The 12075-nt window shown below is 70.6% G+C and carries 16 protein-coding genes; 8 read left to right on the forward strand and 8 right to left on the reverse strand.

Annotated elements, in window-relative coordinates; all coding sequences use genetic code 11:
- Positions 1 to 16: 16 nt before the first annotated feature.
- The gene (locus DDV73_RS09090; RefSeq protein WP_109506922.1) at positions 17 to 1123 is read right to left on the reverse strand and encodes a winged helix DNA-binding domain-containing protein; all 1107 of its coding nucleotides are present in this window, start codon (positions 1121 to 1123) and stop codon (positions 17 to 19) included.
- 48 nt (positions 1124 to 1171) lie between these two features.
- On the opposite strand from DDV73_RS09090, the gene DDV73_RS09095 reads away from it, so the two are divergent.
- Complete coding sequence (locus DDV73_RS09095) at positions 1172 to 1903, forward strand: arylamine N-acetyltransferase family protein (RefSeq protein ID WP_109506923.1); 732 nt, start codon at positions 1172 to 1174, stop codon at positions 1901 to 1903.
- Here the strand turns inward: DDV73_RS09095 and DDV73_RS09100 are convergent.
- Positions 1890 to 2081: an acyl-CoA dehydrogenase family protein gene (locus tag DDV73_RS09100; protein ID WP_240617193.1), complete on the reverse strand. Its 192-nt coding sequence runs from the start codon at positions 2079 to 2081 to the stop codon at positions 1890 to 1892. The two genes, DDV73_RS09095 and DDV73_RS09100, sit on opposite strands and share 14 nt — an antisense overlap.
- Positions 2082 to 2228: 147 nt before the next feature.
- On the opposite strand from DDV73_RS09100, the gene DDV73_RS09105 reads away from it, so the two are divergent.
- Positions 2229 to 3017 (forward strand): hypothetical protein, encoded by a 789-nt coding sequence (locus DDV73_RS09105; protein ID WP_109506924.1) that lies wholly within the window; start codon positions 2229 to 2231, stop codon positions 3015 to 3017.
- 15 nt (positions 3018 to 3032) lie between these two features.
- On the opposite strand, the gene DDV73_RS09110 is transcribed toward DDV73_RS09105, so the two are convergent.
- Positions 3033 to 4193, reverse strand: coding sequence for an acyl-CoA dehydrogenase family protein (locus DDV73_RS09110; protein WP_240617215.1), 1161 nt, complete (start codon positions 4191 to 4193; stop codon positions 3033 to 3035).
- 27 nt (positions 4194 to 4220) lie between these two features.
- Here DDV73_RS09110 and DDV73_RS09115 point away from each other — a divergent pair, with 27 nt between their 5' ends.
- Entirely contained in the window at positions 4221 to 4796 is a 576-nt protein-coding gene (locus tag DDV73_RS09115; RefSeq protein ID WP_109506925.1) for a GNAT family N-acetyltransferase, read from the forward strand.
- Between the two features lies 1 nt (position 4797).
- Here DDV73_RS09115 and DDV73_RS09120 read toward each other — a convergent pair whose 3' ends face one another.
- Positions 4798 to 5277 carry a helix-turn-helix domain-containing protein gene (locus DDV73_RS09120; RefSeq protein ID WP_161962333.1) on the reverse strand — a complete coding sequence of 160 codons (480 nt, stop codon included), beginning with the start codon at positions 5275 to 5277 and terminating at the stop codon, positions 4798 to 4800.
- Positions 5278 to 5450: 173 nt separating this feature from the next.
- Here DDV73_RS09120 and DDV73_RS09125 point away from each other — a divergent pair, with 173 nt between their 5' ends.
- From DDV73_RS09125 to DDV73_RS09135, 3 genes are all read left to right on the forward strand, one after another.
- Positions 5451 to 7310 (forward strand): hypothetical protein, encoded by a 1860-nt coding sequence (locus DDV73_RS09125; protein ID WP_109506927.1) that lies wholly within the window; start codon positions 5451 to 5453, stop codon positions 7308 to 7310.
- A complete protein-coding gene (locus DDV73_RS09130; protein ID WP_109506928.1) occupies positions 7253 to 7792 on the forward strand; it encodes a hypothetical protein in 540 nt (179 codons plus the stop codon). Before DDV73_RS09125 ends, DDV73_RS09130 begins: the two co-directional genes overlap by 58 nt.
- An 84-nt stretch (positions 7793 to 7876) precedes the next feature.
- On the forward strand, positions 7877 to 8647 hold the full coding sequence (locus DDV73_RS09135) for an SDR family oxidoreductase (protein ID WP_206050778.1): 771 nt from the start codon (positions 7877 to 7879) through the stop codon (positions 8645 to 8647).
- Between the two features lie 7 nt (positions 8648 to 8654).
- Here DDV73_RS09135 and DDV73_RS09140 read toward each other — a convergent pair whose 3' ends face one another.
- Both DDV73_RS09140 and DDV73_RS29110 read right to left on the reverse strand, forming a co-directional pair.
- Positions 8655 to 9299: a hypothetical protein gene (locus DDV73_RS09140; protein WP_154402678.1), complete on the reverse strand. Its 645-nt coding sequence runs from the start codon at positions 9297 to 9299 to the stop codon at positions 8655 to 8657.
- Positions 9300 to 9311: 12 nt separating this feature from the next.
- A complete protein-coding gene (locus DDV73_RS29110; RefSeq protein ID WP_240617216.1) occupies positions 9312 to 9500 on the reverse strand; it encodes a GNAT family N-acetyltransferase in 189 nt (62 codons plus the stop codon).
- A 204-nt stretch (positions 9501 to 9704) separates the two neighbouring features.
- Here DDV73_RS29110 and DDV73_RS09150 point away from each other — a divergent pair, with 204 nt between their 5' ends.
- On the forward strand, positions 9705 to 10727 hold the full coding sequence (locus DDV73_RS09150) for a M14 family zinc carboxypeptidase (protein ID WP_161962335.1): 1023 nt from the start codon (positions 9705 to 9707) through the stop codon (positions 10725 to 10727).
- Between the two features lie 22 nt (positions 10728 to 10749).
- Here DDV73_RS09150 and DDV73_RS09155 read toward each other — a convergent pair whose 3' ends face one another.
- A complete protein-coding gene (locus DDV73_RS09155; protein ID WP_109506931.1) occupies positions 10750 to 11037 on the reverse strand; it encodes a DUF1905 domain-containing protein in 288 nt (95 codons plus the stop codon).
- Between the two features lie 23 nt (positions 11038 to 11060).
- Here DDV73_RS09155 and DDV73_RS09160 point away from each other — a divergent pair, with 23 nt between their 5' ends.
- Complete coding sequence (locus DDV73_RS09160) at positions 11061 to 11444, forward strand: VOC family protein (RefSeq protein WP_109506932.1); 384 nt, start codon at positions 11061 to 11063, stop codon at positions 11442 to 11444.
- A 2-nt stretch (positions 11445 to 11446) separates the two neighbouring features.
- Here DDV73_RS09160 and DDV73_RS09165 read toward each other — a convergent pair whose 3' ends face one another.
- Positions 11447 to 12034 (reverse strand): DinB family protein, encoded by a 588-nt coding sequence (locus DDV73_RS09165; protein WP_109506933.1) that lies wholly within the window; start codon positions 12032 to 12034, stop codon positions 11447 to 11449.
- Positions 12035 to 12075 lie beyond the last annotated feature (41 nt).

Genomic DNA, 12075 nt, shown 5'->3' on the forward strand with positions numbered 1-12075 from the left:
GTCCCGAGGACCCTCACTAGCGTTCGCTGCTCGACCACCGATAGGGGAGGCCGAGGAAGTCGCCGTAGCGCTGCGCGGCCTGGTCGAGCGCCTCGAGCTCGGCGCCGGTCAGCTCGCGGTACGGCGTGAGCTGGAAGACCACCTGGGCCGCCGCGAGAGTACGGCGCATCCCGGCGACCAGGCGCCCGTCGACGACCGCCATCCCGGCCGACGTCTCGCGGCCCCGAGGCACCACACCGTCCGAGTCGAGCACCCACCGGCTGTCCTGGTAGCCGCGGTACAGCTCGTCGAGGATCTGGAGCAGGTGACCGGCCGGCTCGCCGGGCCCCTCGGACCCAGCCGCGGGCCGGTCGCCGGCGTGCCAGTAGGTGCGGCCGTCGTGCTCGAAGGACGCCAGCTGGTCCCGCACTGCGTCCAGCCCACGCCGTACGTCGCCGAGGGTCAGCGTCGCCCAATAGGCGAGGTCGCGGTCGGTGGCCGGGCCGTGGCCGGTGAAGTAGCGCAGCGCCAGCTCCGCGAGCGCGGCGTCGCGGTCCAGCCGGCGCGGTTGCGGGATCCGGTCGGCGAAGAGCGCGTAGGTGTGCTCGCCGTCGCGCGGCCGGCCGCTGCAGACCAGCTGGTCGAGCTCGAGATGGCCGAGCAGCAGCATCGCGTAGTGGCCGCCGTTGTCGAAGCCCGCCTCGGCCAGCGCCTCGATGACCTCGGTCCGCGTCCGGTCGGGCTGGGCACCGAGCAGCTCGACCACCACCCCCGCTGCCCGCTCGATCTGGCGCTCGTCCATGCCCTCGACGGCCTGGAGCTGCTTGCCGGTGACCTTCTGCACCCGCGGCGCGGTCAGGTCCAGCAGCCAGCCGAGGTCGTCGGCGTGGACGTAGTGCCAGGTCGGGCGGAGCACGTGGGTGCGGATCACCCGGCCGTCGTCGAGCAGGGCGGCGACCTCGGCGGCCGAGGGGTTCACCGTACGCGACGCCACCGCCCACTCCGACTGCCGCTGGTTCTCCGCCTGTACGGCGAGCAGGCCGACGACGACCTGGGTTGCATCGGGAGCGTGCGGCCCGACCAGCCGCTGGGTGCGCAGCCGCCAGCGGGCGATGTCCTGGTCGTCGATGTGGTCTTCGGTCACGCTGCTGTCCTATCAGAGCGCCCAGGACCCCCCGATTATCGTGAAGCGGTGGACTCCTACCTGCGGCGCATCGGCGCCACCCGCGACTCATCGTTGGCCGAGCTGCAGGAACGGCACCTGCTGAGCGTCCCGTTCGAGAACCTCGACACCCATATGGACACCCGGATCGTGCTGGAGATCCCGTGGCTGTACGACAAGATCGTCGAACGCCGGCGAGGCGGGTTCTGCTACGAGCTCAACGGGCTGTTCGCGGAGCTGTTGCGGGATCTGGGTTTCCGCGTCGACCTGATGGCCGCGCGGGTGTTCGGTGGCGGCAGGCTCGGGCCGCCGTTCGACCACCTGACGCTGCTCGTGGACGACGCCTGGCTGGTGGACGTCGGCTTCGGCGCGTTCTCGCTGCACCCACTGCGCTGGGACTCGCGCGAGGAGCAGGAAGACCCGGCGGGGCTCTTCAGGCTGGCCGACCACGATGACGACGTGGACGTCTACCAGGGCGACGTGCCGACGTACCGGATCGAACGGCGGCCGCGGTCGCTGTCGGACTTCGTTCCTACGTGCTGGTGGCAGCAGTTCGCGCCGGAGTCGCATTTCCGGGTGGCGCCGAGGGCGAGCATCGTGACGCCGGAGGGCCGGATGACGCTGACGGACAAGAAGCTGGTGCTCACCGAACGCGGCGAGAAGACCGAGCTTCCCGTGACCGATCCGGAAGCCGCGTTCCGTGAGCACTTCGCCATCGACTTCCGGCAGCGCAACGCGTCCGAGAACCTCAGAACGCGTTGATGCCGGTCAGCGCCCGGCCGATCAGCAGCTTCTGGATCTGGGTGGTGCCTTCGTAGAGCGTCGTGACCCGGGCGTCGCGGAGGAACTTGCCGACCGGGAACTCGTCGACGTACCCGTAGCCGCCGAAGACCTGGATCGCCTGGTTGGCGGCCTTCACCGCGGCCCGCCCAGTAGGCAAACGCAGTCGTAGGCCGGCAAAATCGCGGCGATCGGTGCCTGTTTGCCTACTGGGCAGCCCCTCGCTAGGTCGCGCCTGCCGGGTCCGTAGTCAATGGCTGCGGACTGGCGTACCGTCATGGGTGGGGAGGGTACGAGGAGGTGCCCGATGATCCAATTGGCTTTCACTCGCCGTTCCAGCGGCCGCACCCGCCCGGCCGCCGTGCTGGCCATTGCCCTTGCTGCCGCCTCCCTGGTGGCCGTCACGCTCACCGGTCCGGTGACTGCGACGGCGACCACGGCTGCGTCGAACCAGGCCGGTTCTTACCAGGCCGCGTCGCTGCGGTTCACCACCACCAAGCCCGGCCGACCGACTGGGCTGGCGTTCCGCGTCGACTATGTCAACCCCGGCGACCCGTCCGCCAAGCCGCCCGCGGTGCGCGAGGTCTTCGAGGTCCTTGCCGAGGGGGCGCGCTTCGACACGCGCGCGCCAGCCCGGTGCACCGCCTCCGATGCCGAGCTGATGCTGCAGGGCGCCGCCGCCTGCCCGGCCGGCAGCCGCGTCGGCACCGGCTACCTCCGGCTCGATACCGGACTGCCGGCACCCGCTCGCTACATCGAGGCCGACATCACCTTCCTCAACAACATCGGCGAACTGATCTTCGTCAACACCGATCGCCTCACCGGCGCCCGGGTGGTCGTCCGCGCCGCGGTGACCGCGCGCACGGCGCTGTCGCGCGCGCCGTTCCTCCCCGGTACGCCGCCGGATGGCGCGGCCGTCGACGTGGCGCGCGGGTTCTTCCCCACGAAGGTCACCTGGCGAGGCGGCGTACGGCGCTCCTACGTGACCACGCCCGGCACCTGCCCGAGGAGCCGGGTATGGGTCAACCTGGTGCGGTTCACCTACGACGACGGCACCGTACAGACCGTCCGCACTCGCAACGCTTGCGAGCGGTAAGAATCGAGTCCCGACTCAGAAGGCGCTGATGCCGGTCAGCGCCCGGCCGATCAGCAGCTTCTGGATCTGGGTGGTGCCTTCGTAGAGGGTGGTGACCCGGGCGTCGCGGAGGTACTTGCCGACCGGGAACTCGTCGACGTACCCGTAGCCGCCGAAGACCTGGATCGCCTGGTTGGCGGCCTTCACCGCGGCCTCGCTGGCGAACATCTTGGCCATCGACGCCTCGGTCCCGAACCTCTCACCGCGGTCGACCAGGTCGGCGACCCGCCACACCAGCAGCCGGGCCGCGTCGGTCTCCACGGCCATCTCGGCGAGCATCTCCTGGACCAGCTGGTACGACGCGATCGGCTTGCCGAACTGGGTCCGCTGGCCGGCGTACTCGACGCTCGCCTCGAGGCACGCCCGCGCCAGGCCGACGCAGCCGGCGGCCACCGACATCCGGCCCTTGTCGAGCGCGGACATCGCGATCCGGAAGCCCTGGCCCTCCTCGCCGAGCCGGTGCTCGTCGGAGACCCGGACGTTGTCCAGGGTGAGCTCCGCAGTGGCCTGGCCGCGGAGTCCGAGCTTGCCCTTGATCTCGAGGGCCGCGAAGCCTTGGCTGTCGGTCGGTACGACGAACGCGGTGATCCCCTTCGGGCCGGGGCCGCCGGTGCGCGCGAAGACCAGCGACCAGTCCGCCCAGGTGCCGTTGGTGATGAACAGCTTGTTGCCGGTGATCCGCCAGTCCCCGTCGCCGTCGCGGGTGGCGCGGGCGGCCAGCGAGCCGGCGTCCGAGCCGGTGCCGGGCTCGGTCAGGCCGAAGCAGCCGAGCGACTCGCCCGAGGCCAGCCCGGGCAGCCACCGCTGCTTCTGCTCCTCGGTCCCGTACGCCGCGATCGACTTGCCGACCAGGCCGAGCGAGACCGAGACGATGCCGCGCACCGAGGTGTCGCCGCGGCCGAGCTCCTCCATCATCAGGCAGTACGACAGCGTGTCTCCCCCGGAACCGCCGTACTCCTCCGCGATGCCCATGCCGAGGAAGCCGACCTCGCCGAGCTTGCCGACGATGGCGCGGTCGACGGCCTCGGTGCGGTCCCACTCGGCGGCGTACGGCACCACCTCGCGGTCCACCCAGGTCCGGGCCAGGTCACGGAACTGCTGCTGGTCGTCGCTCAGGCTTAAATCCACGGCGCTCATCATGCCCGGCGACGTAGTCTCGCGACCATGCCCACTCCTGCCCTCCACGACCTCACCTGGCCCGTCAAGACCGAACGACTCCTCCTGCGCCCGGCCACCTCGGCCGACCTCGACGCCGTCGCCCGCTACCGCGGCAAGGACGGCGTGTCCGAGTGGCTGCCGACCTCCGAGCCCGAGCTGTTCCGGGAGCGGTACGACAAGCCGGAGACGCTGGCCAAGTTCCTGGTCGCGGAGGCCGATGGCGTGGTGATCGCCGACCTGATGATCGCCATCGAGGACGCCTGGGCGCAGACCGAGGTGGCCGGACAGGCCGAGCGCGTGCAGGCCGAGATCGGCTGGGCGATCGACCCCGAGTACGGCGGCCGCGGCCTGGCCACCGAGGCGGTCCGGGAGATGCTGCGGATCTGCTTCGACGAGCTCGGCCTGCGCCGGGTCGCGGCCAACACGTTCGCCGGCAACGAGCCGTCGTGGCGGCTGATGGAGCGGATCGGGATGCGCCGCGAGCAGCACACCATCGCCGACTCGCTGCACCGGACCCACGGCTGGTCCGACGGACTCATGTACGCCCTGCTCGCCGAGGAGTGGCGCGCCCGGCAGGACTGAGCTAACGGCCTGCGGCACCGCGGCCGCGTTCGACCGCTGCGGCTGCCTGCCGGACCTCGTCAGCAGCTGCCGACAGCGCGTCGAGGGCGGCCTGGTGCCGTGCCAGCGCCGAGCTGAGCGCTGCCGCGGCAGCGGGACTCGGGCCTGGTTCGGCCTCGGTCGCCACCCCGGTGTCGGCCAGGCGCTCCGCGGCGTCCGCCCATTGCCGGACCTCCTTGCCCTCGCACCCGAGCGAGATCACGATCGCGTCCAGCCGGTCGGCCGGCGGCATCCGTGCGCCGGTGAGGTAGGCATGCACGGTGGACCGAGGAATCCCGGTCCGCTCGGTCAGCTCAGTCAGGCTGACCTTGCGCCGCGCCGTACCTCTGGCCGCGCGACGACGTAACCGGTCCAGCTGGAGGACGAGGTCCGCCGCGCTGACGATCGTCTCGGGCTGTGGCCCGAGGTTCCCTCCCTGCGCCTGCCCCCGAGTCGTGTGCACCCGACGCTCACCACCTTGACGGTTGTCCCGGAATGTCCCGCCTCGGCCCGGTTGGCCTCGACGGCTGCTTGAGTCGCTGTTGGCACGGTCTTGAGGAGACCAGGGGGTGGCACGAGATACCGATGCCGCCGCCGAAAGTAAAGAGAAACGACCACCAACCACACGGGGGAACCATGGGCTGGAAGTCCTTTGCTGCCTGCGCCACCGTCGTCGTCGCCACCCTGGCGCCGGCGTACGCCCAGGCAGATCCGAAACCGAAGCCGCCGCCGACGCCGCCGAGCGAGCCGACGACCGCCGACTGCACGCTCGGCGCCGGCGAGTGGCAGCGCTGCCTCGCTGTCGATGCCACGCTCAACCACGCGCCGAAGGTCGGCCAGCGCGCCGTCCTGACCGTGCGGGTGCGGGCCTCGGCCGACCTCGATGACGTCGACGTCAGCTTCGCCCTGCCGCAGATGCTGGTGCTGAAGAAGGCGCCGTACGGCTTCACAACCAAGCCGGGCAGGGGCGGCGCCGTCCGCACCGCCGCCGGCACCTTCGACCTTCGGGCCGGCGACGAGCTCCGGTTCAAGGCGCATGTCGGTGCGGTCGCCGAAGGTGAGCACTCGATCAGCGTGGCCGCGGTCACCGGCCGCGGTCTCCCCTACGACAGCGAGACCGTCTATGCACCGCTGATAGTCGGGAGCACTCCGCAGACCTCGCAGCTCGGCTACCGCGAAGGCGTCCAGCGCGCGGCGCGGACGGCCGCGCCGGTGGTGCGCACGAAGGCGCCGTACGTGGCCTCGCAGCCGGTCGCACCCAGCAAGCAGCAGTACGACGCCAAGCGGCGCGCCGGCATCCAGGCCGTCTCGTGTGTGCGCGGGCGGTTCGTCTACCGCGAGGGCGGGCAGGAGCGGCCGGCGAAGAACCTCGAGGCACAGGCCTGGGACGAGGACTCCATCAGCGACGACCAGCTCGGCGTCGACCTCCTCGACGGGGACGGACGGTTCGAGGTCTGCTTCGAGAACGACGACGGCATCGGCGGTGGCGGCCAGGACCTCTACCTCCGCTTCGCGACCAAGCACGCGAGGTTCACCGTCACCCACGAGAACGGCGACGAGTGGATCTTCCGGCCGCCGCGCCGCGACGACGACATCGCCGATGGGGAGACGATCGACTTCGGCACCTGGCATCCCGCCAACCCCGACCACGACCGCGCCCTGATCACGTTTGATGCGGCGGACAATGCCGACGTCTGGACTCCCGGCCGGTGCTGGGACCGCGACGAGTCGGACTGCCGCAACTTCGAGATCCGCTGGCCCGACAACGCCTCGCAGTACACCTGGGACGACACCGTGCACATCACCAACGACGACGGCCGGGACCGGTGGGTCGTGACCCACGAGGTCGGCCACGCGGTGATGGACAACATCTACCAGGACTTCCAACCAGACGTCGGACCCGACTGCCTTAACCACGGCATCTGGTCGACCGAGACGGCGGCGTGTGCGTGGGTCGAGGGCTTCGCCGACTGGTATGCCTGGACGGTTCGCAACAACCCGAACTGGGGCACCGCCGCCAACGTCGAGAACCAAGTCTGGGGCGACCGCGAGGATCCCAACAACCCGAACAGCGCACTCCGGCCGACCGGCGACCACGTCGAAGGCCGGGTGGCCGGCGCGCTGTGGGACCTGCAGGACGCCGGCGAGCCTGCCGCGACGGCGTACTGGGACCACTGGAACGAGGGGTCGCCGTTCCCGGTGTGGGAGACCTTCCTGGACCACCGGTCGTCGAGCTTCGACGAGTTCTGGCGACAGCGGCGAGCCGACGGCTACGCCACCGGCGACGACGCGGCCGGCGCGCTCTACCAGAACACCATCGACAAGGACTTCCGGAACCCGCTCGCGAGCGGACGGCAGAAGGTACTCCGCAGCCCGCAACCACCGGGCAGCACAACTACCGCTTCGAGACCGAGTTCCTGTTCTGGTCGGTGGTCGCCATGCGACCGCCCGCGAGCGCCGACTACGACCTCGAGGTGTACGACGACCGAGCGATGACCAACCGGCTGGGGTCGTCCGGGCTGAGCAGCGGGGTCGTGGACTTCGTGGCGGTCGACGGCAACCAGGGCCATCAGCCGCTGGGTGACCTCTACCCGCGAGCCCGGCACCTGAATGGAGACGGCGAGTACGTGATCGAGGCGGACTACGACTCCGACCTGATCGGCGTGGGCGACACGACGGCCCCGATGAGCGCGCAGGACGTCGTCGAGATGTACGACCTGTGTACGTCGGAGAAGCGCACCATCACCGTCACCCCCGGCGACGTCTCCCAGGATGCCGAGCTCTTCGTGATGAGCTCGACGCCCGGGCCGGGTGCGAACTCGGTCAAGTCCCGGGCATCGGCGTTCCGCACCTCCATGGCCGGCGAGCCGGGGCAGGCGGAGACCGTCGAGATCCCGGCGACCGGCGACACGCAGTGCTACGGCGTCGTCCTCGTCAACAAGGCCGGCAGCGGGTCGTACACGGTCAACGTGTCCTGAGCGGGTTGGGTCCGGCGGTTTTCGAGACGGTTGCAGCACGGCCGCCGCAACCGCCGGACCGACCGATCCGGCAGGATGACCCGCATGAGCAAGAGCGTCCTGATCACCGGGGCGGCGGCCGGGATCGGGCGGGCGACCGCGCTGCGGTTCGCGGCGGCCGGTTACATCGTCGGCGGATTCGACGTCGACCGCGACGGGCTGGCCGCGCTGGCTGCCGACCTCGGCTCGCGACACGTCACAGGCGAGCTCGATGTCCGCGACGCCGACGGCTGGCGGGCCGCACTCGACGCGCTCACCTCGCGGACCGGCGGTGAGCTGGACGTGCTGGTCAACAACGCCGGGATCCTGCGGTCGGGCCGGTTCGCCGAGATCCCGCTCGCCGACCAGCAGCGGATCATCGAGGTCAACGTGACGGGCGTGCTCAACGGCTGCCATGCGGCGTACCCGTATCTGAAGCGGACCCAGGGTGCGCACGTCGTCAATCTCGCCTCCGCCTCCGCGATCTACGGCCAGCCCGAGCTGGCGGCGTACTCGGCGAGCAAGTTCGCGGTGCGCGGCCTGACCGAGGCGCTCGACCTGGAGTGGGCCGGCGACGACATCACCGTGCGGGCGCTGTGGCCGCTGTTCGTGAACACCGCGATGGTCGACGGGATGGACATCGCCAGCACCCGCTCCCTGGGCATCCGGCTGACCGCCGACGACGTCGCCGAGGCGGTGTACGACGCGGTGCAGCCCCGCCGCAGGCTGGGCGGCGTCCACATCGCCGTCGGGCGGCAGGCCAAGCTGATGCGGGCTGCCTCGGACATCGCGCCGAGCTGGATGTCCCGGCTGGTCAACAAGCGGCTGACCTCGTAGCCACAGCTCAGCGAAATGGCGGCGGCGACGAGGGCGGGAACGGGGGCGTCGCCGGGTAGCCGGGCAGGTCCGGCGGCTGCAAGGGCGGCTGTGGCACCGGCGAGACCGGGTTGGCGACGTGCTCAGGCACCGTGAACGGGTTCGGGCCGATGCTGTCGTAGTCGTCGGCATAGTCGACCCCGTTGGAGATCCGGATCGCCATCCGTAGCTGCTTGCGGGCCTCCTCAACCCCGGCGGTCTCGACCGGCGTACCCGGATCATGCGACAGCTGTTCCCGGGTCGCGGTGACGAAGTCGCTGAACGTGTCGACCACCTCGCGCGAGCCGAACGCATGCACCCGGGAGCGGAGCGGCCAGGCCGCGTCGTACATCCGCTGCAGCTTCTCCTCCGCGCTGGCACCGGCCTCGGGCTGGAGCGCCTGGAGCACGTCGAGGTACACGTCGGAGCGCTGCTCCCAGATCCGCTCGCTGCGCGCCGCCGCCCGCATCGCCTCCCGGTCGTCCTGCTGCTGCCGGGTCTGCCGCTCCCGCTCCTCCCGGTTGGTGCGGCGCTGCAACACCAGCGCCAGCGCCGCCACTCCGGCGGCGCTCACCGCTCCCAGAGCACCGCCGACTCCCTCGACGACGCTCACCCACTGTGGTGGATCCGCCATGCCGACAGCGTGTCAGAGGACGCGAGCGAACCGGAACCCCGTTCGGTCGTAGCCGCGACCCTCGTAGAACGCGTGCGCGTCGGTACGGCGCCGGTTCGAGGTCACCGCCAGCCGGGCCGCGCCGAGCCCTCGCGCCCAGGTCTCGAAGGTGTCGACCATCTGCCTCCCGATTCCGCGGCCTTGCTGCTCGCGCGCAACCACCGACGCGATCAGCTGGGCGGCCGGCGTACCAGCTGCTCCTCTGTCGACGGCTGCTCGAGGTCGGTGAACAGCGGCACCAGGCGAGGGGGCGTCGGCGGGATCGGCAGTTCGGATCTCCATGTCACCCAGTGAACCTTCCCCTCGGCGGAGCGCGGCCCTACGGTAAAGACCAAACCGGACGCAACCACTCGAATGGAGCCTGCCATGCGCCGCGTAGTGCCCGCTGTCGCCACCCTCGCCCTCACCCTCGCGATCACCGCCACCGCCACCGCCGACCCACAGACCGTCCCCAACGGACCATGGGTCCAAGACAGCCAGCAGGTCCGCCTCGAGCGGCTCCATTCGTACGACGAGATGGTCAAGGCACTGCGCCAGATCTCGCAGCGGTCCGGCGGCCGAGTGGCGCTCGAGACCATCGGCCAGTCCAACGAGGGCCGCGACCTCTACCTGGCGAAGGCCGGGACCGGCCCGACCAAGGTCCTCTACGTCACCCAGCAGCACGGCAACGAGCCGCTCGGAACCGAGGCCGCCCTGCAGCTCCTGCAGCGGGTTGCGAACGGTGGCGCGGGCTGGGACGCGATCCTCGACAAGGTGACGCTGCTCGTCGTACCCAAGGTGAACCCGGACGGCTCGGAGCGGTTCCAGCGGCAGAACCACGACCCGGACTGCTCCGGCGCGTTCTGTACGCCGGGAGTCGGGTTCGACGTCAACCGCTGGCACGACCCGGCGGTCGCGCCTGAGGCGAACCCGGTGCCGGAGGCGGCGGCGATCCAGCGGGTCGCGATCCGCTACCAGCCGGACCTGGTCGTCGACTTCCACCACCAGGGCTCGTACGTCACCGACGACGGCGACCTGATCACCACGTCGATCTTCTGGCCGAACCACCCGGATGCTCCTGCGTCCGCGGTGACGCTGTCCAAGCAGATGTGCGTGGTCATCAACGACACGTTGTCCAGGTACGGCTTCGCCGAGGTCAGCCAGTACCCCGGCACGCTCCCCCGTGGCATCGCCCGCAACTCCTACGGCATCCGCGGCGCCGGCAGCGCTCTCGTCGAGCTCCGCGGCGGCATCGGGCAGAAGAGCTCCGGCATGCTCGTCAGGACGGCCTTCGCCACCATGGGGGCAGTGCTCGAAGCCGCCGCCGAGGACACCATCGACACCCAGGACCCGGCGCGCGCCGACGCCATCCCGCTGCGCGGGGACTTCGTGGAGGCTCCGCACGAGTGAGGTTTCGGCGGCACGATCGTGCTCACACCGGGCCGCCCGGTGTGAGCTCGATCGTGACCACGTCGCCGACCTCCAGACCCTCCGCCTTGCGGATCTTGTCCTTCAGCGGGACGACGTAGCCGCCGTCCTTGGGCCACAGCGAGGTGGTCCACTCTGTGTCGCCGATCCGCACCGTCACCGGGATCATCCCCCAGCCGTAGGTGACCGCGGTCGAGATCTCCTGCAGGTCGGCGCTCTCCTCCTCGGGCACGGTGACGAAGTGGTACGGCGCCGGGCCGCGCCAGTGCCAGATCTCGCCGCTGAACTCCATGGGCTCTCTCCTAGGCTGGCCGAATGGACATGAAACTGGAGCTGGTGGCGGTACCGGTAACCGACGTCGACCGCGCGAAGGACTTCTACGTGCAGGCGGGCTTCGTCCTCGACCATGACCACACGGTCAGCGAGGAGACCCGGTTCGTGCAACTGACGCCGCCGGGATCGGGCTGCTCGATCGCCATCGGCCGGGGGCTGACCAACATGACGCCGGGCTCGCTCGACAACATGCAGATGGTGGTCGCCGACGCCGACGCCGCCCACGCCGCTCTGAAGGAGCGCGGGATCGAGGTCAGCGACGTCGACGACCAGCCGTGGGGCCGGTTCGTCTACTTCTCCGACCCCGACGGCAACGGCTGGGCGCTCCAGCAGCTGCCCGACTGGTCGGCGAACGCCGGCTCGTAGCCTCACGCGGGCGGGTCCTCACCGACCCGCCCGTCGACGGACTCGCGCAGGATGTCCGCGTGGCCGGTGTGCCGCGCGTACTCCTCGATCATGTCGATCAGGATCCGGCGCAGGCTCGGCCGGTCGCCGTCCGGCGAGGTGTAGTGGGCCAGCCCGTCCAGGCCGCCGTCAGCTCCTTCTCGTGACAGTGCCCGCGCGAGATTGGCGCGAGCGCGGGCGACGTTGGCGTCGTACAGGTCGTAGAGCTGGCTCGGGGTGTCGTCGAGGGCGGTCCGCCACTCCCAGTCCGGGTCCTGGTCCCAGTCGATGCTCTCGAACGGCGCGCCCGGTGACTCGCCGAGCAGCTTCCAGGCGAAGTAGTCGGCCTCGACCAGCGCGAGGTGCTTGAGCAGCCCGGCGATGGTCATCGTGGACCCCGCCGTGGTCGCGCGCAGCCCGGCCGTGTCCAGGTCGGCGCACTTCCAGCGGAAGGTACGGCGCTGCCGTTCCAGTGCGCCGACCAGGGTGTCCTCCTCGGTGCCGGCAACGGGCGGCCCCTTGAGGACGGGTGCGTTGCCGGCTTCGTTGGTCGCTGAGTCAGTCGTGGTCATGCGGAGAAGCGTAGAGTCAGTTCCGGACGTTCTACTTCCGG

The sequence above is a fragment of the Nocardioides speluncae genome (assembly GCF_003121585.1).
Taxonomy (GTDB): Bacteria; Actinomycetota; Actinomycetes; order Propionibacteriales; family Nocardioidaceae; genus Nocardioides; species Nocardioides speluncae.

Excerpts from the sequence above, each read along its gene's own strand:
- DDV73_RS09105 (WP_109506924.1), top strand. The coding sequence starts at position 2,229 with ATGATCCAATTGGCTTTCACTCGCCGTTCCAGCGGCCGCACCCGCCCG.
- DDV73_RS09110 (WP_240617215.1), bottom strand. The coding sequence starts at position 4,193 with ATGAGCGCCGTGGATTTAAGCCTGAGCGACGACCAGCAGCAGTTCCGT.
- DDV73_RS09115 (WP_109506925.1), top strand. The coding sequence starts at position 4,221 with ATGCCCACTCCTGCCCTCCACGACCTCACCTGGCCCGTCAAGACCGAA.
- DDV73_RS09125 (WP_109506927.1), top strand. The coding sequence starts at position 5,451 with ATGGGCTGGAAGTCCTTTGCTGCCTGCGCCACCGTCGTCGTCGCCACC.
- DDV73_RS09130 (WP_109506928.1), top strand. The coding sequence starts at position 7,253 with ATGCGACCGCCCGCGAGCGCCGACTACGACCTCGAGGTGTACGACGAC.
- DDV73_RS09135 (WP_206050778.1), top strand. The coding sequence starts at position 7,877 with ATGAGCAAGAGCGTCCTGATCACCGGGGCGGCGGCCGGGATCGGGCGG.
- DDV73_RS09140 (WP_154402678.1), bottom strand. The coding sequence starts at position 9,299 with ATGGCGGATCCACCACAGTGGGTGAGCGTCGTCGAGGGAGTCGGCGGT.
- DDV73_RS09150 (WP_161962335.1), top strand. The coding sequence starts at position 9,705 with ATGCGCCGCGTAGTGCCCGCTGTCGCCACCCTCGCCCTCACCCTCGCG.
- DDV73_RS09155 (WP_109506931.1), bottom strand. The coding sequence starts at position 11,037 with ATGGAGTTCAGCGGCGAGATCTGGCACTGGCGCGGCCCGGCGCCGTAC.
- DDV73_RS09160 (WP_109506932.1), top strand. The coding sequence starts at position 11,061 with ATGGACATGAAACTGGAGCTGGTGGCGGTACCGGTAACCGACGTCGAC.
- DDV73_RS09165 (WP_109506933.1), bottom strand. The coding sequence starts at position 12,034 with ATGACCACGACTGACTCAGCGACCAACGAAGCCGGCAACGCACCCGTC.